The sequence below is a fragment of the Paenibacillus sp. P4_A7 genome (assembly GCF_056402455.1).
The window spans coordinates 1-2,586 of record NZ_JBFUHJ010000620.1; the positions used below are offsets into that span (position 1 = coordinate 1).

The 2,586-nt window shown below is 39.3% G+C and carries 4 protein-coding genes and 1 pseudogene; all 5 read right to left on the reverse strand.

Translation table 11 applies throughout. From position 1 onward, the window contains the following. Positions 1 to 182: pseudogene (locus AC1DWN_RS32015) on the reverse strand (hypothetical protein); the annotation flags it as partial. An 88-nt stretch (positions 183 to 270) separates the two neighbouring features. Beyond that, the gene (locus AC1DWN_RS32020) at positions 271 to 747 is read right to left on the reverse strand and encodes a GNAT family N-acetyltransferase (RefSeq protein ID WP_477562885.1); all 477 of its coding nucleotides are present in this window, start codon (positions 745 to 747) and stop codon (positions 271 to 273) included. 55 nt (positions 748 to 802) lie between these two features. Continuing rightward, positions 803 to 1,015: a hypothetical protein gene (locus AC1DWN_RS32025; RefSeq protein WP_477562886.1), complete on the reverse strand. Its 213-nt coding sequence runs from the start codon at positions 1,013 to 1,015 to the stop codon at positions 803 to 805. 154 nt (positions 1,016 to 1,169) lie between these two features. Beyond that, positions 1,170 to 1,439 carry a CD3324 family protein gene (locus tag AC1DWN_RS32030; RefSeq protein WP_477562887.1) on the reverse strand — a complete coding sequence of 90 codons (270 nt, stop codon included), beginning with the start codon at positions 1,437 to 1,439 and terminating at the stop codon, positions 1,170 to 1,172. A 717-nt stretch (positions 1,440 to 2,156) separates the two neighbouring features. Continuing rightward, positions 2,157 to 2,586, reverse strand: a 430-nt coding sequence (locus tag AC1DWN_RS32035; RefSeq protein ID WP_477562888.1) for a cell wall hydrolase, incomplete at its 5' end; no start/stop codon positions are given.

Here is a 2,586-nt window from a genome sequence, read left to right on the forward strand (position 1 = left end):
TCCTCTCCCTTATGTTGCAGTACAGATATAAAATCGTAAGACTGAAATCGAGTATAAAGTGATTTGCCATCGACAATAAAATCAAAAAACTCGGTATTGTGCTCACATTTAATGATTTCACCATCAACATATCTATCTACAAACCCATGTCTGGTCTTTATTTCACATTCTATTTTGTTCATTACAGCAACCCCCATTAATAAACGGCTCTAGGTTATTCAAATATACAGTATTCCACGCTAAACTGCCCGTTAGTTTAAGCCTTGCAAATCAAAGTCGCAATACGGAAATTGACTCGTTGTGGCAAATTTCTCCGTTTTCACTGAAACCAAAGCTGCTATAAAGCTTTTTGGTGACGACGTTTTCGGCCTCGTAAGAGGTCCAGCAGTATTGTGCCGGCCCGGCCGGAAAGGTGCGGATGAATTCTAAGCATCGTTTCATAGCCTCCTGACCATAACCCCGGTTCTGGAATTTTTTATCAATCATCAGTCGCAATATGCAATAGCTATCGAGGCCGATCGACGGAAGATCATAACCAGTGACCCTATAAATTAACATAACAAAACCGACCGGCTGTTCATCCGCATATATGGCAAACGGAAATGGATGTCCGCCATTCGTCGCAAGAACGTAACACGTAGCCACGCTCGCTAGATTGGACGCAACGAAGTGGCGTTGGTCTTTTGAAACTTCTAAGTCAAATATGTCTTGCCTGTTTTCAAGTGTGATTTTTCTTAACGTAATCATGGATCGTCTCTCCCTTTTTGAAAATCTACTTTTAGACACTTACTAATATTTTTATTCATTCTTGAGATCTGGCATTATTCTGTGCTTTTTTTTGTTCGTATGCAAAAGCAATCTGAATAAGTTTCGATTCACTAAATGCCGTTCCTGCCAATAAATAATGCATAACAAGTTCTCTTGAAGTAATATCCCCACGGTCCATAGCGTCCTGTGATTCAAGTATTGTTGCTTCTTCGCAAATTGTTTTTCTTAAACCGTAGATATTATCCATCCTGAACTACCTCTTTCGACTTTTCGATCTTTAATTTAGAATCTTATGATTTGAATTATAGATTCAGCTGATGTTAATAAATATATAAAGAACATTTACTAATAGAATTGAACATAAAAAAGGTTCGCCGGAATTTCCCGACAAACCTTATAGTCTATCTATTTTTTGAGTAAACAATTTTTTTAATACTATCCGGAGAAAGACTGAACTTTTCTGATAGCTGTTCAATTGATGAGCCTTCTTCAAAATTGCAGCGAATTTGCCCATTGCGATCGATCAAATACGCTCTGTTCCCTGATCTTTCTCCCCACTTTTTGCGTGATCCTACTGAATTGGGGATGTATATCATACGGCCTTGTACGTACTTCTGTATTTCCATTAGCAATTCTTCAGGAAAAACGGATTCAGCACTTGTATATTTCAAAATAGATCTACTCCTTAAAATAGATAATAATTTTAAGGTAGCAAAATCTATACTATAAACTGTTTTCGTCCACGAGTTGGAGAGAAAAATAGGCGGTTATTATTTAGCTCCATACAAATAACCGACAAGGTCATAATATAGACTTTGCATGGAGCGTAGCATTTGCAATATTATTGTTCAAAAATTACACCTCCTCGCTATTAGCTTTCAATTTACTTATTCAATGGACCACCAATATTTCCTTCATTTCTTAAGCTATTCTGCCCGCTAGCTTAATTATCATCGGCTTCGGTTAGCGGTACACATTCTTATCATCCGACATTGTTTGTCGGACGACAAGAACTTCTATACACTCTCCTCAATTGAACCCATAAACAAAAGCAAAGCACGCCTATGTTATAGGCTGCTTTGCTTTTGTTTATGGGTTTCTCAATTTTGCAACATATCGGTCAACATATTTCTGTAGCTGCAGATTACTTTCTGTTGGGGATTCATACACTAGCAAGACTTCATTCGGCAATGTTCTTGTCATCCGACATCGAACGGCCTGTAACGTGGGTATAGTTTCCGTAATGACCGTGACAACAACTGTATTCTACTAAACCCAAAGAAGCCGCGATTTATTCGGCACTTAATGAGATAAAGTTCTTGTCTACCGACACATGGCTGTGACAAGTCAGGTTAAGAGATCCTAATGAGCTCTTTTAGATTATAAAATTAAAACGTATTATATATATTTTCACATTCTTGCGCGGTCGGTTCATAAAAACAGTGCTTTTTCCATCGTCCTACGAACGGCTGATTATACCAAGTTGGCGGACATGGTCCGGGACTTTCGAACGATCCTGGACGGAAATACCATAGGGAGAATTTTCCTGGCCAATACCGCTCCCCATTCACAGTCCGTTGCGCCAGACGGCGTTCCCTCTCTCTAGCGTTTTGATAGTACATACCATGTTGCAACGCTTCGAACGCATGCGGCTGGTTAATCATTTGGGGAATTGTCCGGATTTCTTTAAAATCGGAGCAATTCCCTCTTATTCGGTTAATGCCAACATTTCCAACAAGGAGCATGCCCATTTCACCTTCGGTCTCAGCTTCAGCTCGAAGCAACCTTGCCAACATATCAATATCCTGTTTCCTGGCT